19 protein-coding genes and 1 pseudogene are annotated in these 26,462 nt (G+C 70.4%); all 20 read right to left on the reverse strand.

The window, feature by feature from the left end; genetic code table 11:
- Positions 1 to 20: 20 nt before the first annotated feature.
- The gene (gene rpsG / locus BUE48_RS21530) at positions 21 to 491 is read right to left on the reverse strand and encodes a 30S ribosomal protein S7 (protein WP_012854635.1); all 471 of its coding nucleotides are present in this window, start codon (positions 489 to 491) and stop codon (positions 21 to 23) included.
- Positions 491 to 753: pseudogene (locus tag BUE48_RS21535) on the reverse strand (30S ribosomal protein S12). Before BUE48_RS21535 ends, rpsG begins: the two are co-directional and overlap by 1 nt.
- 594 nt (positions 754 to 1,347) lie before the next feature.
- Positions 1,348 to 2,838 carry a hypothetical protein gene (locus BUE48_RS21540; RefSeq protein ID WP_012854637.1) on the reverse strand — a complete coding sequence of 497 codons (1,491 nt, stop codon included), beginning with the start codon at positions 2,836 to 2,838 and terminating at the stop codon, positions 1,348 to 1,350.
- A 302-nt stretch (positions 2,839 to 3,140) separates the two neighbouring features.
- Positions 3,141 to 3,959 (reverse strand): DUF3152 domain-containing protein, encoded by an 819-nt coding sequence (locus BUE48_RS21545; protein WP_286990826.1) that lies wholly within the window; start codon positions 3,957 to 3,959, stop codon positions 3,141 to 3,143.
- A 178-nt stretch (positions 3,960 to 4,137) separates the two neighbouring features.
- Entirely contained in the window at positions 4,138 to 5,361 is a 1,224-nt protein-coding gene (locus BUE48_RS21550; protein WP_286990827.1) for an ABC transporter permease, read from the reverse strand.
- Positions 5,358 to 6,053, reverse strand: a complete 696-nt coding sequence (locus BUE48_RS21555; RefSeq protein WP_012854640.1) for an ABC transporter ATP-binding protein — start codon at positions 6,051 to 6,053, stop codon at positions 5,358 to 5,360. The genes BUE48_RS21550 and BUE48_RS21555 overlap by 4 nt, the downstream gene beginning before the upstream one ends.
- Complete coding sequence (locus BUE48_RS21560) at positions 6,050 to 7,372, reverse strand: peptidoglycan-binding protein (protein WP_012854641.1); 1,323 nt, start codon at positions 7,370 to 7,372, stop codon at positions 6,050 to 6,052. Before BUE48_RS21560 ends, BUE48_RS21555 begins: the two co-directional genes overlap by 4 nt.
- The gene (locus BUE48_RS21565; RefSeq protein ID WP_012854642.1) at positions 7,369 to 8,247 is read right to left on the reverse strand and encodes a hypothetical protein; all 879 of its coding nucleotides are present in this window, start codon (positions 8,245 to 8,247) and stop codon (positions 7,369 to 7,371) included. The genes BUE48_RS21560 and BUE48_RS21565 overlap by 4 nt, the downstream gene beginning before the upstream one ends.
- A 3-nt stretch (positions 8,248 to 8,250) precedes the next feature.
- A complete protein-coding gene (locus BUE48_RS21570; RefSeq protein ID WP_012854643.1) occupies positions 8,251 to 8,688 on the reverse strand; it encodes a hypothetical protein in 438 nt (145 codons plus the stop codon).
- A gap of 132 nt (positions 8,689 to 8,820) precedes the next feature.
- Complete coding sequence (locus BUE48_RS21575) at positions 8,821 to 9,303, reverse strand: response regulator transcription factor (protein WP_012854644.1); 483 nt, start codon at positions 9,301 to 9,303, stop codon at positions 8,821 to 8,823.
- Positions 9,304 to 10,069: 766 nt separating this feature from the next.
- Positions 10,070 to 11,206: a CU044_5270 family protein gene (locus BUE48_RS21580; RefSeq protein ID WP_012854645.1), complete on the reverse strand. Its 1,137-nt coding sequence runs from the start codon at positions 11,204 to 11,206 to the stop codon at positions 10,070 to 10,072.
- Positions 11,199 to 11,810, reverse strand: coding sequence for an RNA polymerase sigma factor (locus BUE48_RS21585; RefSeq protein ID WP_012854646.1), 612 nt, complete (start codon positions 11,808 to 11,810; stop codon positions 11,199 to 11,201). The genes BUE48_RS21580 and BUE48_RS21585 overlap by 8 nt, the downstream gene beginning before the upstream one ends.
- A 150-nt stretch (positions 11,811 to 11,960) precedes the next feature.
- On the reverse strand, positions 11,961 to 15,839 hold the full coding sequence (locus tag BUE48_RS21590; RefSeq protein ID WP_286990828.1) for a DNA-directed RNA polymerase subunit beta': 3,879 nt from the start codon (positions 15,837 to 15,839) through the stop codon (positions 11,961 to 11,963).
- Positions 15,840 to 15,859: 20 nt separating this feature from the next.
- Positions 15,860 to 19,342 (reverse strand): DNA-directed RNA polymerase subunit beta, encoded by a 3,483-nt coding sequence (rpoB, locus tag BUE48_RS21595; protein WP_286990829.1) that lies wholly within the window; start codon positions 19,340 to 19,342, stop codon positions 15,860 to 15,862.
- Positions 19,343 to 19,732: 390 nt separating this feature from the next.
- Entirely contained in the window at positions 19,733 to 20,710 is a 978-nt protein-coding gene (locus BUE48_RS21600) for an Rv1363c family protein (protein WP_286990830.1), read from the reverse strand.
- The gene (locus BUE48_RS21605; RefSeq protein WP_012854650.1) at positions 20,707 to 21,234 is read right to left on the reverse strand and encodes an Rv1363c family protein; all 528 of its coding nucleotides are present in this window, start codon (positions 21,232 to 21,234) and stop codon (positions 20,707 to 20,709) included. Before BUE48_RS21605 ends, BUE48_RS21600 begins: the two co-directional genes overlap by 4 nt.
- Positions 21,235 to 21,246: 12 nt before the next feature.
- Positions 21,247 to 22,728: an MCE family protein gene (locus tag BUE48_RS21610; protein WP_286990831.1), complete on the reverse strand. Its 1,482-nt coding sequence runs from the start codon at positions 22,726 to 22,728 to the stop codon at positions 21,247 to 21,249.
- Complete coding sequence (locus tag BUE48_RS21615; protein ID WP_286990832.1) at positions 22,725 to 24,047, reverse strand: MCE family protein; 1,323 nt, start codon at positions 24,045 to 24,047, stop codon at positions 22,725 to 22,727. Before BUE48_RS21615 ends, BUE48_RS21610 begins: the two co-directional genes overlap by 4 nt.
- Complete coding sequence (locus BUE48_RS21620; protein WP_012854653.1) at positions 24,044 to 25,348, reverse strand: MCE family protein; 1,305 nt, start codon at positions 25,346 to 25,348, stop codon at positions 24,044 to 24,046. The genes BUE48_RS21615 and BUE48_RS21620 overlap by 4 nt, the downstream gene beginning before the upstream one ends.
- Positions 25,345 to 26,394: an MCE family protein gene (locus BUE48_RS21625; protein WP_012854654.1), complete on the reverse strand. Its 1,050-nt coding sequence runs from the start codon at positions 26,392 to 26,394 to the stop codon at positions 25,345 to 25,347. Before BUE48_RS21625 ends, BUE48_RS21620 begins: the two co-directional genes overlap by 4 nt.
- Between the last annotated feature and the right edge of the window lie 68 nt (positions 26,395 to 26,462).

A 26,462-nucleotide genomic window follows, 5' to 3' on the forward strand; every position in this document is an offset into this window, starting at 1 on the left:
CGTCGGTCGGTCCGCCGGGATCACCAGCGGTAGTGGGCGAAGGCCTTGTTGGACTCCGCCATCTTGTGCGTGTCCTCGCGCTTCTTGACCGAAGCGCCCAGACCGTTGCTGGCGTCGATGATCTCGTTCATCAGCCGCTCGGTCATGGTCTTCTCACGGCGGGCACGGGCGTACTGCACCAGCCAGCGCAGCGCCAAGGTGGTGCTGCGGGCGGGCCGGACCTCCACCGGCACCTGGTACGTCGCACCGCCGACCCGGCGGCTCTTGACCTCGATGGTCGGCTTGACGTTGTCCAGCGCGCGCTTGAGGGTGACGACCGGGTCGTTGCCGGTCTTCTCCCGGGCGCCTTCCAGAGCGTCGTAGACGATGCGCTGGGCGATGGAGCGCTTGCCGTCCTTGAGCACCTTGTTGATCAGCGCGGTGACCAGCGGCGAGTTGTACACCGGGTCGGGGACGAGCTGGCGCTTGCTAGCGGGGCCCTTGCGCGGCATTACTTCTCCTTCTTCGCGCCGTAGCGGCTGCGCGCCTGCTTGCGGTTGCGCACGCCCTGGGTGTCGAGCGAACCACGGATGATCTTGTAACGGACGCCCGGCAGGTCCTTCACCCGGCCGCCGCGAACCAGCACCATGGAGTGCTCCTGCAGGTTGTCGTGCAAACACCCCGGCGCTGGGGGCTGCCCTTGAGCGCAGGCGTCTTGTTCTTGGTCACCTTGTCCTGGCGGCCCTTGCGGACAAGCTGCTGGATCGTGGGCACCGCGTCTCCGTCTTCCTCATACCGAGCCGGTAAGTCTTCGAACTGCATGGCCCCCGCTCGGAAAATTCCTTACGAAGGCCGTCATCACCGCCCCTGACGAGGCTGTGACCTGCCGGTTTCCCGGCCTCTCCGACCCACGCGGTCGGGCGTGTCGCCCCTTCCGTTTTCACGTCAAGGCGTAACGCGACCGCCACGGCCCGCTACTGGACCGACAAGCCGGGGAGTGGACTGCGGCGCTAGGACTGGCTCCCATCAGGGCCTTGCCGGCGCGCACGCACATGTGCCCCGTTAGCCACGGGCACGAAGAAAGAGACTACCCAGCCCCGCGGCGTTGGTCAAAGCGAGCATGCCTCTACAACGCCCGCCCCGCCGGCCCCAAAACCCGGGCCCGGCCCTGCGAAAGCCGCACAGGTGAATTCGCTCGCCGTAACGAGCGGGCACCGGTGAAAGTTCCTGTTGGCATTGTGTCCCAGTTGTCCAGATGAGGGAAGAGGCACTTGTGTTGCTGGGACACGCCATGGCCGCCCGGTGCGCCGCCCGCTCAACGGTGCGTCCGCCCGCCGGCCCGCAGAGCACGGGGGCGGACGCCACAACTCACAGAACGAAGGCGATCAGCAGAACCAGCAGGACGACCACTATGCCAACGCCACCGAAGATCAGCAGCTTCTTCTTGCCGCCCTTGCCGCTCTCGGCGGACGATCCGCCGCCATAGGTGGAGGCGCCGTACTGACCCTGGCCCTGAGGCCGGCCGTACTGCTGGCCGTACCCCTGCTGGCCATAGGGCTGCCCCTGCGGACCATAGGGCTGCTGCTCGCCCTGGGGCTGGCCATAGCCTTGCGGGCCGTACTGCTGACCCGCGGGCTGCTGCTGGCCATAGGGCTGCTGAGGGTAGCCCTGCTGGCCGCCCGGAGCCCCGTACGGCTGCTGACCCTGCTGACCGTAGGGCTGCTGGCCGTACGGCTGCTGACCCTGCTGGTCCTGCTGCCAGGAGTGCTGCTCCGGGTAGGCGGGAGCCCGCTGCCCTTCCGCGCCGACGCCCGGGTCGAAGGCCTGGGTGGCTTGCGCGTCGGGGTCGGTGCCCTGAGCGGCGCCGTACCCCTGCCCGCCCTGAGACTGGGCGGCCGCCGGAGGCTCGTAGGGGCGCGGCTCCTCGGAGACCGCACCCGCGTACTGGCCGGGCTCGGGCGGCGGCACCATCACCGTGCGATCACCGGCGCCCTGCTGGGGCGGCTGGGCGGGCGGCTGGGACTGCTGCCAGGACCGCTGCTCGGCGGCGCCGGGAGCGCCCCACTGGTCCACGGACGTGGCCGGCGGGGACTGCGGAGGCTGCCACTGCTCCTGCTGCGGGGCGACGGGACGGTCGTGCGCCGAGGCGACCGGGACGTCGGTGCCCGGAGACCAGGCCACCGTGGCCTGATCCGCCACGGCCGGACGCTCGGGCTGCGGCTGCTGGTCGCCGGCGCCCGGCCCGGGAACGATCAAAGTGCGCTCGCCTCCGCCGGAGGCCGCCGGCGGCTCCTGCGGGCGGTCAAAGGACGGCGGCCGGTACGGGTCCGGCGGGCCGTACTGCTGCTCGGACTGCCCGTAGGGCTGCTGAGGCTGCTGCTGGGGCTGCTGACCGTAAGGCCCCTGCTGCGGCTGGCCGTACGAAGGCTGCTGCTGAGCAGGCTGCTGAGGCTGCCCCGGCCCGCCGTAGGGAGGCTGCTGCCCGTAGGGCTGCTGGGGCTGCTGACCGTAAGGCCCCTGCTGCGGCTGGCCGTACGGAGGCTGCTGAGCGGGCTGCTGAGGCTGCTGAGCACCGATCCCGGCGATCGGCTGCTCGATCATCGTGGGCGGCGCGGGCGGCACGGGCCGCTGCGGTCCCGTCCCGGAAGGGTCCTGGTTCCCCTGGTCGGGGGCGCTCGGCGGCGTGGCGCGGCGTGCGGGCGCGCCGAACACCACCGTGCGATCTCCTATCGGCCGCACCGGCTGCGCGGGCCCGCCCTGGCCGGCCCGCTCCGTCGCCTCGCCTTCCCCGCCGGCGGACGGTTCCTGGTCGTCAGGCGCTGACCACTGCGGTCCCTGCGTGCCGCTGTGCTCGGTCATCGTCGGGCTCCTTCAGCGCCGTTGCCTGGACTGCCCCGCCCAGGTCCATACTGCTGCACTTCGAGGCGCACGGCGCATAACGCGGCCTCCAAGCCTTCCTCGTCCCACGACGGCCTCACGCCATGGGCACTCGATTGTCCAGCGTGCCCGCCCGGCATGCGCCATCGCAAATCACCACGCTTCGATGGTCACCTCGTGGGACGTTCCCCACCCTGCCGAGGTTCGACCGATGCGCGCAGGAACGCCGGTCGCGCCGTGGATTCCGCCGGCCGACGGCCGATCGTCGCCCACCGGCACACCCGTCAGGATACCGATGGCCCGGTGATGAAGCGCCCACGTGCGTCATAGGGCCAGGCGTTGATCACACAGCCTTTGAGACCGAAGATCTGCTGTTGCATCACCGGGGCCGGACGTCCCTTGCGCGGACAGGTGACGTGGCCATGACCCAGCCGGTGGCCGACCTCGTGGTTGATCGCCAACGCCCGGTAAAGCGCGGGCCTGTCCTTGTAATAGGGGGTCAACAGCAGCCAGCGGCGAAGGTTGATCACCACGTCCCTGCCTCCGGCGCAGTTGACCTCGCCTTCGGTGTCCAGGCCGTAGCGGGCGCAGATCTCATCGACCGTGTCGGGAGAGGCCAGGCGCACCACGAAGTCGTAGCGGGAGGAGGAGACCCGTTTGAAGGCCCACTCGCCGCCGGCGGTCCACCCCCGCCGGTGGGCCAGGACGCCGTCCACGATGCGGGCGAACTCCGCCGCCTGCTGGCCGATGCCGTCTTCGACCTCCACCGCGTACCGCAGCAGCCTGCCGCGCCCGACCTTGGGGGTGGAGCCGGGCGCGCGGACGAACCGGCCGGTGCCCCGGCGGGGGACGGTGACGGGAGCGGCGGCCGGCGCGCTGAGGGCCGCCGGGAGCGCGGACTGGCGGACGGTTCCGGCCGCCGGCCCTGTGCTTTCACCGGACGGATAGACCCATGTGAAGGCGGTGACGGCAGCGGTGCTCAGGCACGCGAGCAAAAGCCCCATCAGGAATCCGCCGCCTCGCCTGCGGCGGTAGGCGCCGTGCAGGGCCTGCGGCCAGTCCTCCCCGAACGGGGACCCGCCGCCGGAATGCGGTTCGTACATGTGAGCGGGGTGGTGCCTACGGGCTCGCATAGAGCCGACAGCATGCCGACCCGAAACAACCCTCTAAAGGATCTTTACAGAGAATCACACAGTCCTGGAGATGATCTGCACTCTCGGCATGCCCGGCAGGACGGCCCCGTGCCCGGGGATGGGGAACGCCATACCCCCGGCCGCCGTCTCACCCCTCGCCCCGCAGCACGTCGATGGGCTCCAGCCGGGCGGCCCGCAGTGCCGGATAGGCCCCGGCCAGGAGCCCGATGAGCGCCCCGAACCCGATCCCGGCGAGCGGCAGCCAGGCCGCCAGCACGGGAGTCCAGGACTGCACGGCGGCGACCGCCACGGTGACGACCACCCCGAGGGAGGCGCCGACGATCCCGCCCAACAGCCCGATCGCGGCGGACTCGACCAGGAACTGCACGGCGATCTGCCGCCGCTGGGCGCCCAGGCTGCGGCGCAGGGCGATCTCGCCCCGGCGCTCCATGACCGACACCAACGTGGTGTTGGCGATGCCGAAGCCGCCGACGATCAGGGAGAGCCCGCCGAGCAGGACCAGCATCGCCTGGACGTCGCCGCTGACCCGGGCGCGTACCAGCGCGGGCTCGGGCGGCATCTGGGCCACCAGCGAGTCGGGCGCATGGGGGGCCAGTGCCGTCGGGGCCTGCCTGGCGATCAGCCTGGCCGCTCCGATCGCGGTGTCGATGTAGACCTTCTCGGGGTGGTCGAGCCCGTACAGGTCACGAGCGGTGCCGTCGGGAAGGATGATCGAGTCGGTCAGCGTGGCCTCCCGGGCGGCGGACTTCAGGATGCCGATCACGGTGAACGCCTCGTCCCCGATGAAGACCGCCGGGCGCAGCGCGGGCTGGGCGATGTTGAGCCGCCGGGCCAGGCCCTGCCCGATCACCGCCACCCTGCTGCGCCGCGCATCGTGGCCGCGGTCGAACCAGCGACCGGCGGCCAGCTCGCCGCGCACGGCGTGGCGCAGTCCCGGGGACGCGGCCAGCACCGGGGTCTGCGGCAGGGCCGCGGCGAGAGGATCCTCCAGTGCCACCGAGCGGATCGGCAAGTCGCCCGTCTCGATCTTGGTGAGGGTGCCGGCCGCGCGCACTCCGTTGAGCCGTTCCAGCCTGGTCTGGGCGTCCCAGGGCAGCACGCCGGCCGGCTCCTCTCCCGGCTCGCCGGCGTGGGCGGGCTGGACCACCACCTCGGTGGCGGCCAGTTCGTCGAACCGGGTGACGATGTGGTTGCCGGCGGTGGCGGCCAGTCCGAGCGTGGCGACCAGCGCGGCGATGCCCAGCACGGTGCCGGCGGCGGTGAGCGCCAGCCGGCCGGGCCGGACCAGCAGCCCGGCGGCGACCTCGGCGGCCAGGTCGGCCGGCAGCGGGATGCGCCGCAGGAACCTCATGCGCTCTCCGTGACCTCGGTGACCCTCCCGTCGTCGATGCGCAGCCGGCGCCGGGTCCGCCCGGCCACCACCGGATCGTGGGTGACGACGATCAGGGTCAGCCCCTGGGCGTGCAGCATGTCGAAGATCTCCAGGACCGTCTCGGCGGTGGCGCTGTCGAGGTTTCCGGTGGGTTCGTCGGCCAGCACCAGCGCGGGCTCGGTGACCAGTGCGCGGGCCACCGCGACCCGCTGGCGCTCGCCGCCCGACAGCTTCGTCGGATAAAAGTCCGCACGGGCCGCCAGACCGACCCGCTCCAGCGCCCGCCGCACCCGCTCGGGCCGCTTGCCGCGCGGCACGCCCGCATACATCAGGGCCAGCGCCACGTTCTCGGCGACGGTCCGGTGCGGCAGCAGGTAGAAGGCCTGGAAGACGAACCCGATCAGCTCGGCGCGCAGCCGGGTGCGGGCCCGATCCGACAGGCGGGCGGTGTCCTGTCCCTGGAGCAGGTACCGGCCGCCGGTGGGCCGGTCCAGCAGCCCGAGCAGGTGCAGCAGTGTGGACTTGCCCGAGCCGGAACGCCCGGTGATGGCCACATAGTCGCCCTTGTGGATGGTCAGGTCGGTGGGGCGCAGCGCGTGCACCGGCACCGTCCCCGGGTAGGTGCGGGTCAGCCCCTGCAGTTCCACAACGGGCGTCGCCCGGTCCGTCATCGCTCCGCCACCACCACCTCGTCGCCGGGAGCGAGCCGTCCCTGGACGGAACGCAGCTCGACCAGCCCTTCGGCGGCCAGGCCCGTCTCGACCCGCAGCTCGGTGATCGCGCCGTTCCGGAGCACCCGTACGTAGGTGGCGCCGTCGGCACGGGTGAACAGGGCCGCCTCAGGCACCGCCAGCACTTGTCCATCGGTCGTCTGGATGGGGATGCGCACCCGGACGTTCAGGTCGCCGCCCGCCTCGCGCAGGTCACCACGAGGCTTGATCCGGACCCGGTACATGCCCGGGGCTGCTCCGGAGGTGCCGGGGCGCTCGGCGATGGAGGTGATGGTGCCGCTCGCCTTGAGTCCGGTCATCGGGTCGTCGATCTCGACGGCACCGCCGACCTTGACCGACCGCCGGTAGGAGGAGGCCAGGTCGACGTCGATGCGGGGGGCGCCGCCGGAGAGAGTCAGCAGTGTGCCGTCGGGGGGCTTGCCGACTTTGGCCTTCACCGTGGTGACGGTCATCGGCAGTTCCTTGACGAACACCAGCTCGGCGCGGGGCACCCGGCTGCCGGTCGTGGCCTCGGCCTCGGCGAGTTCGCGCCGCGCGGCGGCCAGTTCGGCCTCGGCCTCCCGGACCGCCCGCCGCAGCGGCCCGGCGGCGTCCGGGGGCGCCCCGGCGAGTTCGGCCTGGGCGGCGCGGAGCGCCGCCGTGGCCCGGGTGACCCGTTCCCGGGCCGCCTCAAGCCGGGAGCGGTCCTCGGCGGTAGGCCCGGCCGGCTCATACCCGTGTTTGCCGTACCACTTCTCGACGGCGCGTTCGGTGGCGCCGTCGTAGCGGCCGTCGAGGCGGCCCGGGTCGAAGCCGAGCCGGGCCAGGGCGCGTTCGAGCTGCTCGACGTCCTCGCCCTTGTCACCGGGGCCCAGCGTCCGGTACATGGGGCGGGCGCCCTCCAGCAGGAACACCGGGCGGCCGGACACCTCGACGGCGATCGCACCCTCTTTGAGGGTGGCGTTCTGCTTGGGCACGCGTCCGGTGACGATGAGGGAGCCGGCCGTGGAGGCGTCCCCGCCGAAGGTGGCGTCGGCGACCAGCTCCACCCGCTGGGAAGCGGTGACGTCGCCGCGCGTGACCACGGCGTTGGACAGCACCCGGCGTTCCACCGGCGCGGTGATCAGGGAGGGTTCGGGGGCGCGGGCGGCACGTGCCACGTCGTCCGGCGAGCGGATGAACTGCCCGGCCGCCATGCCGAACGCCCCGCACAGCGTGCAGATCCCCATGACGGCCATCAGCGATCTGCGGCGCGCCGTCATGGCTTCGCCCGCTTTCACCCGCCCTCTTCCAGCTTGCGCAGGTGCTCATCGACCAGCTGGTCCCGCAGCCGCCCCAGCTGCCGGCCGCCGCAGCGGTCATCGGCCACCGCCACCTGGCGCTCGTACTGCTGCAGCTTGGTCAACTCGGCCTGCTGCCGCTCATCCAGCACATCCGCCAGCCGCACCCGCGTCCCCCTGGGCGCCTGGGCCTTGGCGGAGCGGTACAGCTCCCAGAAGGGACGGGCACGCTGCTCCAGCCCGGCCATCAGCTCCTTCCTGGTGGCGGCCTGGAATCCCTCCCTCGCCATGCAGGACGACCAGGTTTTCGTGGCCGACGCCAGGCGGGGGTCGGCGGCGGCTCGGCGTTCGGCCTCTTCCTGCACGCCGCTGAGGTCCCCGCGGACGGTGACCATTCCCGGCGGCGGGCCCAGCTCCTGGCGGGCCTTGCGCTGGCAGTCGGCGAAAGAACCGTCGTAGGCGGTCCGCCTGGCCGGGGAAAGGGAGGCGTAATAGGGGTCGACGGTCCCGTCGGCCGCATCGTCCTGGCCACCGAACATTTCCTCGATCCTGGTGGACAGGCCGAATCCGTCCTGTGCGGGCACCGGTTCCCGGGGGGCGGTGCTCGATCCGCCGCCGGAGAACCCGGGGGGCAGCCGGAAATCGGAGAAGCCGGCCCGGCGCATGCAGTCGATCAGGAATTGAGAGTGATTTCGCTGGTAGTTGGCGACGGCGTTCTTGTCCAGGGAATCGCGACGGGCTTTGGCCAGTGCGGTGCGCTGTTCATCGGTCAGGGAAGTGCTTTTGGCGGAGCCGGGGGCGGCCTCGCCGCCCCCGCACCCCGAGGCCATAGCCATGGCCACGGCGACCGCGGCCAATGACCTCAGCATCGGCATGTGTCAGTAACCCCAGGTGTAGTCCTGTGCATAGCCGTAGTCCACGGCGATGCGGATGGTGGCGGATCTGTCTCCGTTGCGGTCACGCCAGCTGTAGTTGGCGTACGCGCCGGTGGTACACGAGACGCCCTGGGTCGACCAGACGCCCGCGTCGTAGTACCTGGCGTAGGCGCACGATCCGTCCGTGCGCGCATCCAGCACCTTGCCGGCGTAATAGTTGTCGCCGTCGCACGTCGAGGCGTACTGCACCGTCTCGCGGGCGATCAGGTAGCCGTTGGCGTACAGCGACCCGGTGTCGGCCACTCCCTTCCCGCCACACAGCGCCTGCGCGGGCGCGGCGGTGAGCGCGACCGCCCCTGCCGCCGCGACGGCCACGGCCAGCGGGGCGGCGACCATGCCCGCCGGCCGGCCCCGGCCGGTCATCCGGCTCCGTTTGGACATTCCGGTACCTCCCGTCAGTCGGGTTCACGCGGCCCGGCCAGGCCACGCGAACCTGACGGTAGGTAAGGACCGTCGGCGGCGCCCCCGGCGCGAGACGGGGGTCGGGCCCTGGTCTCGGGACGGGGCCGAGGCTCATCGGGGACCTCCGGCGGGCAGTGCCCCCCGGTGCAGCGCGGCGATCAACTGCGCCCGGTCGCGGCAGCCCATCTTGCGCAGCACGTTGGAGACGTGGAACTTGACGGTGCTGACCGCCACCTGCAGCTCCCGGGCGATCTCGGAGTTGGTCAGCCCGCTGGACATCAGCCGCGCCACGTCCTGTTCCCGGGCGGTCAGCGCGGTGGCCGAAGCGGTCAGCCCGGCCGCCGAGTCGATGCCGTCCCGCAGCGTGGCCAGCATCCGGGGAGCCAGTTGCGGGGAGACCCAGCCGCTTCCGGCCAGTACGGCGCGGGCCGCCTCGACGAAGTCGCGGTCGGGGTCGTCCCTGTCCACCAGGCCGTCCACCCGGCCGGTCAGCAGGGTGGTCGCCAGGGTCGGATCGTCCGGACCGTCCAGGATCGCCAGGACCCGCGTCCCGGTGCCGGCCGGTGACGCCCGCAGCCGTCCGGCGGTCAGCACGGCGGCCTCCACGACCAGCAGTTCCGGGGATGCGCCACCGGTCCGAGGTGTCCGCCGGCCGGCCGCATCGCAGGGAACGACGGTCCAGCCGGGCCGGTCCAAAATGGAGTTCAGCCGATTCCGCAATGACGATGTGGCGATCCGGAGCACAATTTTCACCACGACAGACTGGTCTCCCCAGCAGGTCATGCCGGCACCACGGGAAAGTCGAACGCCAGGCTCTTTCCTCCGGTGCAGGAACGCGCCTGCTCGGTGCGGTCGCATCGGGCCCGGCGACTCTCCGCTTCCGGCGGTGGACATCGCCAGGAACTTAACAGGCACCAGGTTTGTGAAAACTGTGCGGGGCCGATTCAAGCATTGCTCGGCCGGCGAGCGGATCGGCGTGCCACCGGGTGATTCGCCATCTGTTCTGATGAAAGATTCCAGTCCAAAATGCCTGATCGTCATCTTCTCGGGATCCAGTCACCGGCCTTGGCCGATTTCGGCCATTGACTTTTTTCTGAGCATGGCGCCGGAGGATCGCGGGAAACAGCGTGCTGGAAATGCCCGGCAAACCCGCTGCATCGTTTCCCCTCTGGAAGGGACCGGCATCGTCCCGATCCGCCGTCGCGGGCGCCGAGGCAAGGCCGCAGCGCCGTCGAAAGGGTGCGGCTCGTTCCTCGACGGCCCGACGGGGGCCGTGTCGGGGCGGGCGGCCACCGCTTGCCGCCGTGGCGAGCGTCACGATGACACCGCCGCCGTGTCCCTCCGTGCCGGCCATGCCCGTTCACTCCGGCAGGCGGTCGACCCACGCCGCGTGGCTCACGGTCGTGGCATGGGTCCAATCGCCGGGGGCGAAGTCGCGGTTCACCCCGCCCGGTTCCACGACCACTGTTTCGGTGTGCACCGCCCGCCCGGAGTCCGGATGGATGATCAGCCGTTGCTCGATCACGCCGATACGCCGGTCGGACACCCGGACCGCCACCGCCGTGCCCCGGCCGCCTTCCAAATGGCGTCCGCCGCCGGCGGCCGGCTGTATCCCCTCGATCACCCGCACCCCTTCGATGCCGGCCATCAGACGGAACGCGGCGGCCCGTACCTGCGGCGTGACCGGCAGTTCCATCAGCAGCACGCTCAGCACGCCGAACAGCCGCTCGTCGGGGACCTTGTAGCGCCGGGCCAGGTGGTCCCTCAGCCGCGCGGGCTCCGCCGGGAAGTGCCGGAGCTCCCCCATTCGGATACGCATGGAAAATCCGGGGGCGAACCCCAGCGACCTCGCCTCGTCACCGGACACGGCGCTCCGCTGGGCCGGGCGCGGTCCGCTGACGTGCAACGTGAAGTTGCTCCCGCCCCGGCGCATCAGCGCCGGAACGGGCACCGTGCGGGGGGAGCCGGCCCGTTTCCAGGCGGCGGCGTCGGCCGCGCTCGCAGGCCGGACGCCCCTGTGCTGCTCTACCCGCAGGCCGGGCAGGTCCGGGGTACGGCCGATCCAGGACTCCTCGTACTGCTGCTCGCGCAGCGTGTACCTGGCGCCGGGCTCGCCCACCCGGAACTGGTCGGTCGAGAGCATCGCCACATGCCAGTAACGGCCGTCGCCACGCTGATCCCGAGCCGTCCGCTCCGCGGCGACCAGCAGGAACCGCCGCGCCTGAGGCGTCCCGCCCGCCTCGTGCGATAGGGGCGACGGCGCGGGTCCAAAAGACGCGGTCGCCAACAGAACCGCCCCGGCGGTGGTCACGGCAGCGGCCGTCGTCGCCAGCCCCAGGCGCAGTACCGTCCTGCGGTTCGGGCGGCGGGAGCGGTGGGAGCGGCCCGCCGCACGTTCGAGAAGGCGCCGGCGGCCCTCCTCCCGAACCGCGGGCGCCGGGTCGGCCGCCGGGGAGGGCTGGTCATGAAGCACGGCCACCAGTGTCAGCTCATCCATCGCGGGTCTCCTGACCAGAAATGAGGGGATTGCTCTCGCCCAGTGACCGGCGCAGTTTCCGGCGGGCCCGGTTCATCCGCGAACCCACGGTCCCGAGGGGGATGCCCAGCGCCTCGGCGACCTCGGCGTAGCTCAGCCCGCCCAGCACCACCAGCAGCAGCACGTCACGGTCGCCGGAGGCCAGTTTGCGGACGGCCGGCGCCAGGCGCAGCGCCTGCGCGGTGACCCGGGCGGCCACCCGGTCCCCGTGGTCTTCGGCCGCCTCGTGCGGAACCATCCGCGCCAATGCCCGGTATCTGCGTTTCTCGGCGCGGCGGTGCCGGGCGATCAGCGTGGTGGCGATCCCATACAGCCACGGTCGCAGCCGCCCGCGGGCGGCGTCGAAGTGGGCGCGTTTCTCAAAGGCGGTCAGGAAGACCTCAGCGGCCAGATCGTCGGCCACGTCCGCGCCCAGCCGCCGTGCCAGGTACCGGTGGATCTCGACGAAGTAGCGATCATAGACGGCCGCGAACAGCTCCGGCCGTTCCCGCGACCGCTCGATGAGTGCACGATCGTCCTGATCAGGGTCATCGCCGTGCACGGCGACTCGTACCGGCACGGTCATCGGCAACTCTCACGCATCCTGGGCCCTCTAGGCGTCCTTTTGGGTTCATCACCCTCTCCTTCGCCGCAAGGCCCGAGTTTCTTCACGGTCGCCCGCCGATGACGAAAGCCCCTCCCGGGGGACCCGGGAGGGGCTATGTGCCGTCAGGTGTCAGCGGTTGTACTGACCGAAGTCGTATTCCTCCAGCGGGACGGCCTCGCCGGAGCCCTGGCCGAAGGAGTACTCGGCGCCGTCGTCGTAGGACCCGACGGAGTACACCGCGGCCTTGGCCTCCTCGGTGGGCTCGACCCGGACGTTGCGGTACTGCGGCATGCCGGTACCGGCCGGGATGAGCTTGCCGATGATGACGTTCTCCTTCAGGCCCAGCAGCGGGTCGCTCTTGGCGTGCATGGCCGCCTCGGTGAGCACCCGGGTGGTCTCCTGGAAGGAGGCCGCCGACAGCCACGACTCGGTGGCCAGCGAGGCCTTGGTGATGCCCATCAGGACCGGACGGCCGGCGGCGGGGGTGCCGCCCTCGGCCACCACCTTGCGGTTGGTCTCCTCGAAGACCGGCCGCTCCACCAGGTCGCCCGGCAGCAGGTCGGTGTCGCCCGACTCCAGGATGTTCACCCGCTTGAGCATCTGGCGGACGATGATCTCGATGTGCTTGTCGTGGATCGACACGCCCTGCGAGCGGTAGACCTCCTGGACCTCCTGGACCAGGTGCAGCTGCACCGCGCGGGGGCCGAGGATGCGCAGCACCTCGTGCGGGTTCTGGGCACCCACGATGAGCTGCTGGCCGACCTCCACGTGGGCGCCCTCGCGGACCCCGTCCATCAGGCGGGCCCGCATCGGCACCTGGTAGGCGACCTCATCGGACCCGTCGTCCGGGACGATGATGATCTTCTTGGCCTTCTCGGTCTCCTCGATCTTGACCCGGCCGGCCACCTCGCTGATCGGGGCCACGCCCTTGGGGACGCGGGCCTCGAACAGCTCCTGCACACGCGGCAGACCGTGGGTGATGTCCGCCCCGGCCACACCACCGGTGTGGAAGGTCCGCATGGTCAGCTGGGTGCCGGGCTCGCCGATGGACTGGGCGGCGATGATGCCGACCGCCTCACCGACGTCCACCCGCTTGCCGGTGGCCAGCGAGCGGCCGTAGCAGGCGGCGCACACACCGATCTTGGACTCGCACACCAGCGAGCTGCGGGTGCGCACCTCCTCCACACCGGCCTCGATCAGCCGGGTGAGCACCGCGTCCGACAGGTCGGCGCCGGCCTGCACGATCACCGTGCCGTCCACCACGACGTCCTCGGCGATGGTCCGCCCGATCACGCTGGTCTCGGCGTGCGGCGGCCGGACCAGCGAGCCGTCGGGGGCCCGCTCGGCGGTGCGGACGGTGATGGTGCGGTCGGTGCCGCAGTCGGCCTCGCGGACGATGACGTCCTGGGCCACGTCCACCAGACGCCGGGTCAGGTAACCGGAGTCGGCGGTGCGCAGCGCGGTGTCGGCCAGACCCTTGCGGGCGCCGTGGGTGGAGATGAAGTACTCCACCACCGACAGGCCCTCGCGGAAGGAGGACTTGATCGGCCGCGGGATGGTCTCGCCCTTGGGGTTGGAGACCAGGCCGCGCATACCGGCGATCTGCCGGACCTGCAGCGGGTTCCCTCGGGCCCCGGAGTTGACCATCATCCACACCGGGTTGTCCTTCGGGAACGCCTTGGTCATGTCCTCCATGACCTCGGCGGTGGCGTGCGTCCAGATCTCGATGAGCTCCTGGCGGCGCTCCTCGTCGGTGATCAGGCCGCGGTCGTACTGGCGCTGCACCTTGTCGGCGCGGGCCTCGTACTCGGCCAGGATCCGCTCCTTGTTCGGGGGCGCCACCACGTCCTCGATCGCGATGGTCACGCCCGAGCGGGTGGCCCAGTAGAAGCCGCGGTCCTTCAGCTCGTCCAGCGCCGCCGCCACGACCACCTTCGGGTAGTTCTCGGCGAGCTGGTTGACGATCTGCGACAGCTGCTTCTTGCCCACTTCGATGTTGACGAAGGGGAAGTCGTCCGGCAGCGTCTCGTTGAACATGCAGCGGCCGAGCGTGGTCTCCAGCCGGTAGGGCTGGCCCGGCTCGTACCCCTCGGGGGCGACCCAGTCGCGCGGCGGCGGGGTGTCCTTGATCCGCACCTGGATCTTGGCCTGCAGGTCCAGCTCGCCCCGGTCGTAGGCCATCACGGCCTCGGCCGGCGAGGAGAAGGCCCGGCCCTCGCCCTTGGCGCCCTCCTTCATGGTGGTCAGCCAGTACAGGCCGATCACCATGTCCTGGGTGGGCATGGTGACGGGTTTGCCGTCGGAGGGCTTGAGGATGTTGTTGGTCGACAGCATCAAGATCCGCGCCTCGGCCTGGGCCTCGGCCGACAGCGGCAGGTGGACCGCCATCTGGTCGCCGTCGAAGTCGGCGTTGAAGGCGGTGCACACCAGCGGGTGGATCTGGATGGCCTTGCCCTCGACCAGTTGCGGCTCAAAGGCCTGGATGCCCAGTCGGTGCAGGGTCGGCGCCCGGTTCAGCAGCACCGGGTGCTCGGCGATGACCTCTTCGAGGACGTCCCACACCTGCGGGCGCTGCCGCTCCACCATCCGCTTGGCGGACTTGATGTTCTGCGCGTGGTTGAGGTCCACCAGCCGCTTCATCACGAACGGCTTGAACAGCTCCAGCGCCATCAGCTTGGGCAGGCCGCACTGGTGCAGCTTCAGCTGCGGGCCGACCACGATGACCGAACGGCCGGAGTAGTCGACGCGCTTGCCCAGCAGGTTCTGGCGGAACCGGCCCTGCTTGCCCTTGAGCATGTCCGACAGCGACTTGAGCGGACGGTTGCCCGGCCCGGTGACCGGGCGGCCGCGGCGGCCGTTGTCGAACAGCGCGTCGACGGCCTCCTGCAGCATCCGCTTCTCGTTGTTGACGATGATCTCGGGCGCGCCCAGGTCGAGCAGCCGCTTGAGCCGGTTGTTGCGGTTGATGACGCGCCGGTACAGGTCGTTCAGGTCGGACGTGGCGAACCGGCCGCCGTCCAGCTGGACCATCGGACGCAGGTCCGGCGGGATCACCGGGATGCAGTCCAGCACCATGCCCAGCGGGCTGTTGCGGGTGTTGAGGAACGCCGAGACGACCTTCAGCCGCTTGAGCGCGCGGGCCTTCTTCTGCCCCTTGCCGGTGCGGATGGTCTCGCGCAGCTTCTCGGCCTCGGCCTCCAGGTCGAAGTTCTGCAGCCGGGCCTGGATGGCCGCGGCGCCCATGCCGCCCTCGAAGTACTTGCCGAAGCGGTCGCGCATCTCGCGGTAGAGCAGCTCGTCGCCCTCCAGGTCCTGGACCTTGAGGTTCTTGAACCTCGTCCAGACCTCCTCCAGGCGGTCCAGCTCGCGCTGCGCCCGGTCGCGCAGCTGCTTCATCTCCCGCTCGGCGCTGTCGCGCAGCTTGCGCTTCTGGTCGGCCTTGGCGCCGGCCTCCTCCAGCTCCGCCAGGTCGGCCTCCAGCTTCTGCTGGCGGGCCTCGATCTGGGCGTCGCGGGCCTGCTCGATCTGCTGGCGCTCCACCGAGATGTGCGCCTCCAGCGTGGGCAGGTCGCGCTCGCGGCGCTCGGTGTCCACGCTGGTGATCATGTACGCGGCGAAGTAGATGATCTTCTCGAGGTCCTTGGGGGCCAGGTCCAGCAGGTAGCCCAGCCGCGACGGGACGCCCTTGAAGTACCAGATGTGGGTGACCGGAGCGGCCAGCTCGATGTGGCCCATCCGCTCGCGCCGCACCTTGGCGCGGGTCACCTCGACGCCGCAGCGCTCACAGATGATGCCCTTGAACCGGACGCGCTTGTACTTGCCGCAGTAGCACTCCCAGTCCCGGGTCGGGCCGAAGATCTTCTCGCAGAAGAGCCCGTCCTTCTCCGGCTTGAGGGTCCGGTAGTTGATCGTCTCCGGCTTCTTCACCTCGCCGTGGGACCACTGGCGGATGTCGTCGGCGGTCGCCAGACCGATGCGAAGCTCGTCGAAGAAGTTGACGTCAAGCAACAGTTTTCCCCTTGAGTTGATCAGACCTCTTCGACACTGCTCGGCTCACGCCGGGACAGGTCGATGCCGAGCTCCTCCGCGGCGCGGAAGACGTCCTCGTCGGTGTCGCGCATCTCGATGGACATGCCGTCGCTGGACAGCACCTCGACGTTGAGGCAGAGCGACTGCATCTCCTTGATGAGCACCTTGAAGGACTCGGGGATGCCGGGCTCGGGGATGTTCTCGCCCTTGACGATGGCCTCGTAGACCTTGACCCGGCCGAGGACGTCGTCGGACTTGATGGTCAGCAGCTCCTGCAGGGCGTAGGCGGCGCCGTACGCCTCCAGCGCCCAGACCTCCATCTCCCCGAAGCGCTGGCCGCCGAACTGCGCCTTACCGCCCAGCGGCTGCTGCGTGATCATGGAGTAGGGGCCGGTCGACCGCGCGTGGATCTTGTCGTCGACCAGGTGGAGCAGCTTGAGGATGTAGATGTAGCCGACCGAGATCGGGTCCTTGTACGGCTCGCCGGTGCGGCCGTCGAACAGCCGCGCCTTGCCGCCCGGACCGACCAGGCGCATGCCGTCCCGGTTGGGCAGGGTGCTCTCGATCAGCCCGGTGACGTCGTCCTCGCGGGCGCCGTCGAACACCGGCGTGGCGGTCTTGGTCCACGGCGGCGCCTCCGCGGCGCCCAGCGCCCGCAGCGTCCGCTTCCACTCGGCGTCGTCGCCCTCGATCTTCCACCCCTGGCTGGCGACCCAGCCGAGGTGGGTCTCCAGCACCTGGCCGACGTTCATCCGGCCGGGCACGCCCAGCGGGTTGAGGATGATGTCGACCGGGGTGCCGTCCTCCAGGAACGGCATGTCCTCGACCGGCAGCACCTTGGAGATGACGCCCTTGTTGCCGTGCCGGCCGGCCAGCTTGTCCCCGTCGGTGATCTTGCGCTTCTGCGCGACGTACACCCGGACCAGCTCGTTGACGCCCGGGGGCAGCTCGTCGCCCTCGTCGCGGGAGAACACCCGGACGCCGATGACCTTGCCCTGCTCGCCGTGCGGCACCTTCAGCGAGGTGTCGCGGACCTCGCGGGCCTTCTCGCCGAAGATGGCGCGCAGCAGCCGCTCCTCGGGGGTCAGCTCGGTCTCACCCTTGGGCGTGACCTTGCCGACCAGGATGTCGCCGGGGACGACGTCGGCGCCGATGCGGATGATGCCGCGCTCGTCCAGGTCGGCCAGGACCTCCTCGGAGACGTTGGGGATGTCCCGGGTGATCTCCTCCGGACCCAGCTTGGTGTCGCGGGCGTCGACCTCGTGCTCTTCGATGTGGATCGAGCTGAGCACATCGTCCTGCACCAGGCGCTGGGACAGGATGATGGCGTCCTCGTAGTTGTGGCCCTCCCAGGGCATGAACGCCACCAGCAGGTTCTTGCCGAGCGCCATCTCGCCCTGGTCGGTGCACGGGCCGTCGGCGATGACCTGGCCGGCCTCGACCCGCTGGCCCTCGTCCACGATGGGCTTCTGGTTGAAGCAGGTGCCCTGGTTGGAGCGCTTGAACTTGGCGACCCGGTAGGTGGTGCGGGTGCCGTCGTCGTTGAGGACGGTGATGTAGTCGGCGGAGACCTCCTCCACCACGCCGGGCTTCTCGGCCAGGATCACATCGCCGGCGTCGGTGGCGGCCCGGTACTCCATGCCGGTGCCCACCAGCGGGGCCTCGCTGCGCAGCAGCGGCACCGCCTGGCGCTGCATGTTGGAGCCCATGAGCGCCCGGTTGGCGTCGTCGTGCTCCAGGAAGGGGATCATGGCGGTGGCCACCGAGGTCATCTGCCGCGGGGAGACGTCCATGTAGTGGACCTCCTCCGGCGGCAGGTACTCGATCTCACCGCCCTTGGTGCGGACCAGCACCTTCTCCTCGGCGAAGGTGCCGTCGGGGTTGAGCGGCGAGTTGGCCTGCGCCTTGACGTAGCGGTCCTCTTCGTCGGCGGTCAGGTAGTGGATCTCGTCGGTGACCCGGCCGTCGACGACCTTGCGGTAGGGGGTCTCGATGAACCCGAACGGGTTGACCCGCCCGTAGGCCGACAGCGAGCCGATCAGGCCGATGTTGGGACCTTCCGGGGTCTCGATCGGGCACATCCGGCCGTAGTGGGACGGGTGCACGTCCCGGACCTCGAAGCCGGCCCGCTCCCGGGACAGACCGCCCGGGCCCAGCGCCGACAGCCGCCGCTTGTGGGTCAGCCCGGCCAGCGGGTTGGTCTGGTCCATGAACTGCGACAGCTGGCTGGTGCCGAAGAACTCCTTGATGGAGGCGACCACCGGCCGGATGTTGATCAGGGTCTGCGGGGTGATGGCCTCCACGTCCTGGGTGGTCATCCGCTCGCGGACCACCCGCTCCATGCGGGCCAGACCCAGCCGCACCTGGTTTTGGATCAGCTCGCCGACGGTGCGCAGCCGCCGGTTGCCGAAGTGGTCGATGTCGTCGATCTCGATCGGGACCGAGACGCCTTCGGGGCCGGCGGCGGTCAGCACCGCCTCCTCCTCGCCGGCGTGCAGCCGCACCAGGTACTCGATGGTGGCGACGATGTCGTCCTCGGTCAGGGTGCCCTGGTTCATGTCCAGGCGCAGCCCGAGCTTCTTGTTGACCTTGTAGCGGCCGACCTTGGCCAGGTCGTAACGCTTGGGGTTGAAGTACAGATTCTCCAGCAGAGCCTGCGCCGACTCCTTGGTCGGCGGCTCGCCCGGCCGGAGCTTGCGGTAGATGTCCAGCAGCGCGTCGTCCTGCCCGGAGGTGTGGTCCTTCTCCAGGGTGATGTTCATCGACTCATAAGCGCCGAAGTGCTCGCGGATGCGGGCCTCGGTCCAGCCGAGCGCCTTGAGCAGGACGGTCACCGGCTGCTTGCGCTTGCGGTCGATGCGCACACCGACGTTGTCGCGCTTGTCGATCTCGAACTCCAGCCAGGCCCCACGGCTGGGGATGATCCGGCAGCCGTAGATGTCCTTGTCGCTGGCCTTGTCCAAAGAGCGGTCGAAGTAGACGCCCGGCGAGCGCACCAGCTGGGACACCACGACACGCTCGGTGCCGTTGATGATGAAGGTGCCCTTGGGGGTCATGAGCGGGAAGTCGCCCATGAAGACCGTCTGGCTCTTGATCTCGCCGGTCGAGTTGTTGATGAACTCCGCCGTCACGAACATCGGGGCGGAGTAGGTCATGTCCTTGTCCCGGCACTCCTCGATGGAGTACTTGGGCGGTTCGAACCGGTGGTCCCGGAACGACAGCGACATGGTCCCGGAGAAGTCCTCGATCGGGCTGATCTCCTCGAAGATCTCCTCCAGGCCGGACTGGGTCGGGATGTCGCGCACCCCGGCCTTCAGGGCCGCCTCGACCCGGGCCTTCCAGCGCTCGTTGCCCAGCAGCCAGTCGAAGCTGTCGGTCTGCAGCGCGAGGAGGTCCGGGACTTCGAGTGGTTCCTTGATACGCGCGAAGGAAACGCGGTTCGGACCGGTCACGGTGTTCGAGGCGTTGCGCGAGGCTGCCAAGAGTGGTCCTTCCGAGGGCTCGCGGCGGTACTGGTGACGCGCAGATCAGACCATCGCCGAGCAAGGTCGTCAGGCAGGTTCCGCATCAGGTGCACGGACCGCACGCGGTTGGAGTCTTGCACGAGGATGGTCAGAGGGCAGCGCAAAGGAGCAGTGTAGCCGACCGCTACACTGCTGACAACTCTAGCGCAGCAGTATGCATCACAGTTGCCTCGCAGCATCGCTTGTCTGAGCCCCAGAGTCAAGACCGGCCAGCGGTATTTCCGCCGCTGACCAGCCGTGAGGAAAACCATAGTTTAGGAATCGGGGGCTCACGGCGACGCCCGTGACACGCCCGGCCCGCCTCGGAGATCTCCGGGACGGGCCGGGCGGGGCCGGGATCGGCCGGCCTCACATGACCTGAAGCTTCTCCACCAGCCAGCGGTCGCCGACCTTCCGCATGGTCAGCCGCAGCGTGTACTGGTTGGGCAACCGCTCGGCGGTGTCGGCCTTGGCGGTCTGCTGGTTGAGGAAGACCAGCGCCACCGCGGTGGAACCGGACACCCGCTCCACCCCGGTCTTGATCGCCACCCCTTCGGTGACGGTCTGCTGCTTGCGGGCGGTCTCGCCGACCTGCTCGGCCTGCTTGGCGAACTCCTCGCGGAACTTGCCGGTGGTGTGCCCGGTCGCCCGGCGCAGGTCGGAGTCGACGGTGCGGTAGTCGTAGGACGACAGGTCCTGGGCGGCCTGGGCCGCCGCGAACGCCACTTCCTTGCGGGCCTCCTCGGCGGCCTCCAGCTGCCCCTTCTTGTACACCAGGAAGCCCAGGGCGCCGCCCAGCGCCACCGCCAGGACCAGCAGGACCACGCCGGAGGCGCCGAGACCGGCCCGCACCACCACCCGCCGCTTGGCGGCGGCGGGCTCTTCGGCCGCCTCCTCGGCCGTCTCGTCGGCCGCCTCCTCGGTCGTCTCGTCGACCTTGGTCCGGTCGGCGACCGTGGCCTGGTCGTCCTCGTCGTCCTCCTCGTCGCCATCCTTGTCGAGCAGGACCTTTGTGGCCGCGGCGCCGTCCTCCTCGGCCTGGTCCTCAGCCTGGTCCTCGGCCGTGCCGGCGTCCGCGGTCTTCTCCTCCGCCTCCGCCGCCTCATCGCCGCCGGCGGCCTCAGCGGCCTCCTCGGCCTCGGCCTCGGCGGCCTCCGCCTCTGCCGCCTCCTCGGCCTCCCGCAGGGCGGCCCGGGCCTCCTCGGCGGCCTTGCGGGCCTGCTCGGCGAGTTCCTCGGCCCGGCGCGCGGCCTCCTCGGCCTTGCGCGCCTTCTTCTCGGCCCTGCTGCCCTTCTTCGGCTTGCCCGCCTCGCTCGTGGCGCGCCCGCCGCGACCCAGCATCGTCATGCGACCAGCCTCATGTTGGAGACGAGCCAGCGCCCGTCGGTACGGGTGAGATCAAAGCGCCAGCGGTAGTAGCGCGGCTGTCCCTCCTTGACGCTGGGGCTGGTGGTCACCGCGCTGACGGAGACGATCACCTCGGCGGAGTCGTCGTCCATCGACACCACGCCCGCCCGCACGTCCTGCACGCTGCTGGTGCTCTTGGCCTTCTCGGCCGACTGCCGGACGTCCTTGGACATGGTGGCCCACTGCTCCTTGGCCTCCCCGGTCAGCCCGTTCATCACCTGCTGCAGGCCCTTGTCGATGGTGCGGTAGTCCAGGCTGGCCAGGTTGATCGCGGTCTGCCGGGCGGACTGGGCGGCCTTGGCCCGCTCGTCCTCGCGGGCCTCGGCGCGCCACACCGACACGCCCACGACGGCCACGAACACGGCGAGCACCACGACGACCGTGCCCAGCAAGCCGGTCACCACGGGGATGCGGATCACCCGCGCCGAGGATCGGTCCGGGTCCCGCGACCGCCTGATCTTCACGCCATTGGCTCCTTATCGTGACAGCGGACCGAGCAGGAGCATCTTCCAGGAGGAGTCGCCCAGCAGCCGCTGCTGGCCGCCGCTGTACCCCAGCAGGTACTGCTTGCCGTCCGGCCCGTACACGGCTCCGGTCGCTGGATCATATCCAGCCAGCTGCACTGATCCGGACGAAACAGGCACATACAGGGTGTTTCCCGTGAGGGTGGTCAGGCCGCCCTGCTGCTCGTCCTCCTTGCTCGACGGCGAGGGCGTGGCCTGGGCCTGGGCGGTGCGCTCCTGCTGGGCCGCGGTGCGCTCGGGGAAGCCGGCGCCCTCGGTGGCGCCCTCGGGCACCCTCGGGTAGGGCCGGCGGGCCTCCGGCGGGGTGTTGCGGGCGCCGCGCACGACCTTGTCGGAGTTCTTCGGCTCCTTGCAGCTGATGTCGGTGCGGACCTTGCGCTTGCTGGTGTCCTGCGGCCAGCGGCGGTAGTCGGTGCCCGGGTAACCGGTGGTGCACGGCGCCGGGGCGTCCAGGTTGAGCACCAGGCCCAGGTGCTGGGTGCCGTCGCCGGGGGTCACCGTGAACGCGCCGGCCACGGTCATCGGGTAGAGGATGAACAACGACCGCAGCCCGGCGATGCGGGAGGTCATCACCTGCCCGGTGACGGTCATGTTGGCCAGCAGCACCGGCAGCGTCGGCGACAGCTCGTCGATCAGCTCGGTCGCCTCGGCGCTGGCCGGGACGGTGGCGTCCAGCGTGCTGCGCAGCGCCGGGTCGTCGCGCCGCAGCTGGGTGGTCAGCGTGTTGAGGTCGCGGGCGAAGGCGCGGATGTGACCGCCCATCTGCCGCTGGGTGTCCAGCACGGTGCGGCTGTTGTGCAGCAGCCGGGAGGTGTCGTCGTAGGACTCCTCGGCGGTCTGCAGCAGCCGGTTGCTGTCGTCGAGGATGGCCTGCAGGTCGGAGGCCGACCCGTTGAAGGCCTTGTCCAGCTCGTCCACGATCGTGCGCAGGTGCTGCGGGTTGACCGAGGAGATCAGCTTGTCGACGTTGCGCAGCAGCTCGGCGGTGGAGACCGGCAGCCGGGTGCGGTCGGCGGGGATGGTGTCGTACTTGCCGCCGTCGCCCAGGTAGGGGCCGCTGATCTTGCCGTCCGGGCCGGGCTTCTTGGTCGGCTGCAGGTCGATGTACTGCTCACCGACCGCCGAGCGGTTGGCCACCACTGCGACGGTGCCGTCCCAGGGGATCTTGTGGTCGCTGTCCAGCAGCAGCTTGACCCGGATCCCGGTGTCGGTCAGCTCCATCGGGCCGACCCGGCCGACCGTCACCCCGCGGTAGGTGACCTCGGCGTTGGTGAACACGCCGCCGGACTCGGTCAGGTCCACATAGGCCGTGTACTGGCGGCCCAGCGCCTCCCGGCCGATCCCGATGTAGCGGACCGCGACCACGCTGATCCCCACCACGGTGATCACCAGGAAGGCCAGCAGCTGGATCTTGACGCCGCGCTTGAGGATCACTGGTACCCCCCGGTCATCAGCCTGTAGAGGTCACTGGATGCGCCGGTGGGCCCCAGAGCCCGGGGACGCGCACCGGGCGTCGCCGAGGGGGTCGCCGTGGCGCCCGGGGACGGGGTGGCTCCCCCGGCACCGCCCGTGCCCTGCTGCTGCGGCAGGTCGGGCAGCACGCCCAGCGGCGGCTGCTGGACGCTCAGGCTCGGCGGCTTGAGCAGCAGCCGCATCTGCCGGCCCTGCTTGACCAGGTACTCCAGCTCGGTGCCGCCCAGCAGGTTCTGGGTCAGGTTCTTCATGTCCAGGTCGAGCGTCATGTGCAGGTTGCCGTAGTCGCCCCGCAGCACGTTGGCGAAGGTGGCCGGGAACGGGAAGGTCGTCATGGTCTCCAGGGCCTTGGGCAGGTTGGAGCCGGCCTTGTTGAGGTACTGCAGCGTGGTCTGCAGCGACTTGAGGTTGGCCACCATGTCGGCGTGCGAGGCGTTGATCACCCGCGTGGTGGTGCGGCTCAGCTTGTCCAAGCTGACCAGCATCCGGGTCAGGTCGGCCCGGTTCTGCTCCAGGATCTCGATGGCCGGGCCGGTCTGGTCGATGGTGGCGGTGATGGTGGCGCGCTCATCGGCCAGCTGCTTGCTGAGCCGGTCGATGCTGTCGATGGCCCGCACGATGGCGCCGCGGTGACGGTCCAGGGTGCCCACGAAGGTGTCCACCTTGTGCAGCACCGACTTGATGGTGTCGGTGCGGCCGTTCATCACCGCGTTCAGCTCCTGGGTGATGGTGGAGACCTGCTCCAGGCCGCCGCCGTTGAGCAGCAGCGACATCGCCGACAGCACCTCTTCGATCTCGGCGCCGCGGCCGGTGCGCGACAGCGGGATCAAATCGCCGTCGCCCAGCCGGTCGGCCGAGGGCGCCTCGCCCACCGGGGGCGACAGCGCCACGAACTTCTCGCCCAGCAGGCTGGTCTGGGTGATGGTGGCGCGGGCGTTGTCGGGCAGGTTGACGTCCCGGCGCAGCTTGAAGGTCACCACCGCCTGCCAGGACTGCCCCGGCGTGCTGCCGCGCTGCAGCTCCACCTTGGTGACCTTGCCGACCGACACGTCGTTCAGCTTGACCACCGACTGCGGCACCAGGTCCAGCACGTTGGCGAACTCGGCGCGCACCGTGATGGGCCGCTCGCCCAGGTCGGGGCCGCCCGGCAGCGGGATGGACTCCACCCCGGTGAACGAGCAGCCCGACAGGCCCACCGACAGGGCCGCGGCGGCCGCCGCCAGGCCGAGCCTGCCCGGCAGGCGGCGGGCCGCACCGTCAGAACGGGTCACCCGGCTCATCGGCCACCTCCCGGCAGCAGCGAACGGAAGTCGCGCTGCTGCGCATCGCCGCCAGAGTTGCTCGCCGCGCCGCCGGAGCCGGCCTTCTTGCCGCCCAGCACGCCCCCTCCGCCCTTGCGGGGGTTGCGCGGGTCGTCGGGCCCGTAGGCGTCCCGCGGGATCGGCTCGGGGTCGTAGTGCGTGGTCAGCGCGGTGATCCAGGACAGGTCCAGGCTCAGGTGGGTGAGCGCGTCGCCGAGGTGGTCGTAGGGCTTCATGAAGTCCAGGCACTGCTTGGCGGGGGTGCCCACCGAGTAGGCCAGCGAGCAGATCCAGTCGGCCAGGTTGGAGAAGTTGACCGACAGGTTGGCGCGGGTGCCGATGGTGCCGCTGATGGGGTCGTAGGCGCGGGCCAGGTTGTTGATGGCCATCGGCGCGGTCTCCAGGAACTCGGCGAACGACTTGCGCTGCTTGACCAGCACCGCGGTGATCTGGGCGAGCTTTTCGACGTCATCGCCCAGCCGCTCGCGGTTGTCCTTGATGAAGCGCTGGACGTTGCGCAGCGTGGGGCCCAGGGTGTTCAGCGCCGCCGACAGCTCCTCGCGCTCCTGGGCGAGCTGGCTGGACACCGCGGCCAGGTCCTGGTTGAACTGGCGGATCTGCCGGTCGGTGCGGACCATCGCGGCGGTGACGATCTGCAGGTTGCGGATGGTGGCGGCCACGTCGTCGCGGTCCTCGCTGAGGGTGGACAGCATCCGCGAGGTGTCGGCGATGGTCTGGCGCAGGTCCTCGCCCTGGCCCTCGAAGGTCTCGGCGCTGACCTGCAGCAGCCGCGACAGCGAGCCGTCGGCGTTGGCCCCCTCGGGGCCGAGCGCCTTGCTCAGGTCGTTGAGGCTGCCGCCGACCTCGTCCACCTCGACCGGCACGTGGGTGCGGTCGGTGCCCAAGGTGGCGTTGTCGGGCAGCGTCGGGCCCGTCCCCTTGTAGGCGGGGGCGAGCTGGACGAACCGGTCGGCGACCAGGGTCTGGTTGACGATCACGGCCTGCACGTCGGCGGGCACCTTGTAGCGGGCCTCATAGGTCATCTCGACCTTCACCGTGTCGCCGCGGGGGGTGACCTTGGTGACCTTGCCGACGCGCATGCCCAGGATCCGCACGTCCGAGCCCGGGTGCAGGCCCACGGCCCGCTCGAAGTAGGCCGTCACCCGGCGCTGCGGCGGCTCGTGGAGCACCACGACGGCCACGGCGACCAGCGCCGCGACGACGGCGATCACGCCGAGGAGAGTTCCGATTCTGCGCACGGTGGTGTCCTGCCTGCTCACGGGAGGAAGGGCAGCGGGTTGTCCTTGCTGGGCCGCGGGGTGCCGGCCTGGCCGCCGCCGCTGCCGCCGCTACCTTGGGCGTCCTTGACGGACACCGGGATCGGGAGGATGTTCTGGAGGTAGTTGTCGAACCAGCGGCCCGAACCGGTGGCGTCGGTGAACTGGCGGGTGAAGGGCCCGTACAGCTCCAGCATCCGGTCCAGGTTCTTCTGGTTGCGCAGCAGGATGTCGCTCACCCGCTCCAGGTTGGCCAGCATCGGCTTCAGCTCCGCCTCGTTCTCCGCGATCAGCGCGTTCACCTGCTGCGACAGCAGCACGGTGCGCACCAGCAGCTGGTGGATCACCTCGCGCCGGGCCCGCACCGCCTGCAGCAGGCGGTCGCCGTCCTCGATCAGGCGGGCGAAGTCGGCGTTGCGGTCGGCCAGCAGCTGGGAGACGCTGCGCGCCCGGTCGGCCAGCTCGTGCAGCTGGGCGTCCCGGGAGGAGATGGTCTCCGACAGCCGCCGCAGGCCCTTCAGCGACGCCCGGATCTCCTCGGGGGAGTTTTCGAAGGTGTCGGCCAGCACCTGGAAGGAGCGGGCCACCTCCGCGTGGTCGATCTGCCCGACCTGCTTGCTCAGGTCGTTGAGGGCGGGGACCACGTTGTAGGGGACGGAGGTGCGCTCCAGCGGGATCTCCCCGCGCAGCCGCCCGCCGCCGCGCGGGACCAGGGCCACATAGTGCGACCCCAGCATGGACTTGATCTTGATCTCGGCGCGGGTCAGCTCGCCCAGCCGGACGCCCTCCTCCTCGATCCGGAAGGTCACCTTGACGTGGTCGCCGGCCAGCTCCATGTCGGTGACCTTGCCGACCCGCACGCCGGCCACGCGGACCTCTTCGTCCACGCGCAGCCCGGCGGCCTCGCTGAAGCGGGCGGTGTAGTACTCGCCGCCGCCGATCAGCGGCAGCCGGTCGACATTGGCCGCCGCCAGCAGCAGCACCGCCAGCACCGCAAAGGAGATCAGCCCGATGGGCACCGGGTTGCGTTCCCGGAACGGCACTCTCATGGCCGCGCTCCCCTCTTGGCGTATCCGGCCCGGGCCGCGGCCCGAGCGCGCCGTTCGGCTCGCCGCTC

Source organism: Thermomonospora sp. CIF 1 (assembly GCF_001896795.1).
Classification (GTDB): domain Bacteria; phylum Actinomycetota; class Actinomycetes; order Streptosporangiales; family Streptosporangiaceae; genus Thermomonospora; species Thermomonospora curvata.

Coding starts and splice junctions, on each gene's coding strand:
- BUE48_RS21585 (WP_012854646.1), bottom strand. CDS start 11,810: ATGACCGTGCCGGTACGAGTCGCCGTGCACGGCGATGACCCTGATCAG.
- BUE48_RS21580 (WP_012854645.1), bottom strand. CDS start 11,206: ATGGATGAGCTGACACTGGTGGCCGTGCTTCATGACCAGCCCTCCCCG.
- BUE48_RS21550 (WP_286990827.1), bottom strand. CDS start 5,361: ATGAGGTTCCTGCGGCGCATCCCGCTGCCGGCCGACCTGGCCGCCGAG.
- BUE48_RS21555 (WP_012854640.1), bottom strand. CDS start 6,053: ATGACGGACCGGGCGACGCCCGTTGTGGAACTGCAGGGGCTGACCCGC.
- BUE48_RS21570 (WP_012854643.1), bottom strand. CDS start 8,688: ATGTCCAAACGGAGCCGGATGACCGGCCGGGGCCGGCCGGCGGGCATG.
- BUE48_RS21625 (WP_012854654.1), bottom strand. CDS start 26,394: ATGAGAGTGCCGTTCCGGGAACGCAACCCGGTGCCCATCGGGCTGATC.
- BUE48_RS21540 (WP_012854637.1), bottom strand. CDS start 2,838: ATGACCGAGCACAGCGGCACGCAGGGACCGCAGTGGTCAGCGCCTGAC.
- rpsG (WP_012854635.1), bottom strand. CDS start 491: ATGCCGCGCAAGGGCCCCGCTAGCAAGCGCCAGCTCGTCCCCGACCCG.
- BUE48_RS21600 (WP_286990830.1), bottom strand. CDS start 20,710: ATGACGATGCTGGGTCGCGGCGGGCGCGCCACGAGCGAGGCGGGCAAG.
- BUE48_RS21615 (WP_286990832.1), bottom strand. CDS start 24,047: ATGAGCCGGGTGACCCGTTCTGACGGTGCGGCCCGCCGCCTGCCGGGC.
- BUE48_RS21565 (WP_012854642.1), bottom strand. CDS start 8,247: ATGCCGATGCTGAGGTCATTGGCCGCGGTCGCCGTGGCCATGGCTATG.
- BUE48_RS21545 (WP_286990826.1), bottom strand. CDS start 3,959: ATGTACGAACCGCATTCCGGCGGCGGGTCCCCGTTCGGGGAGGACTGG.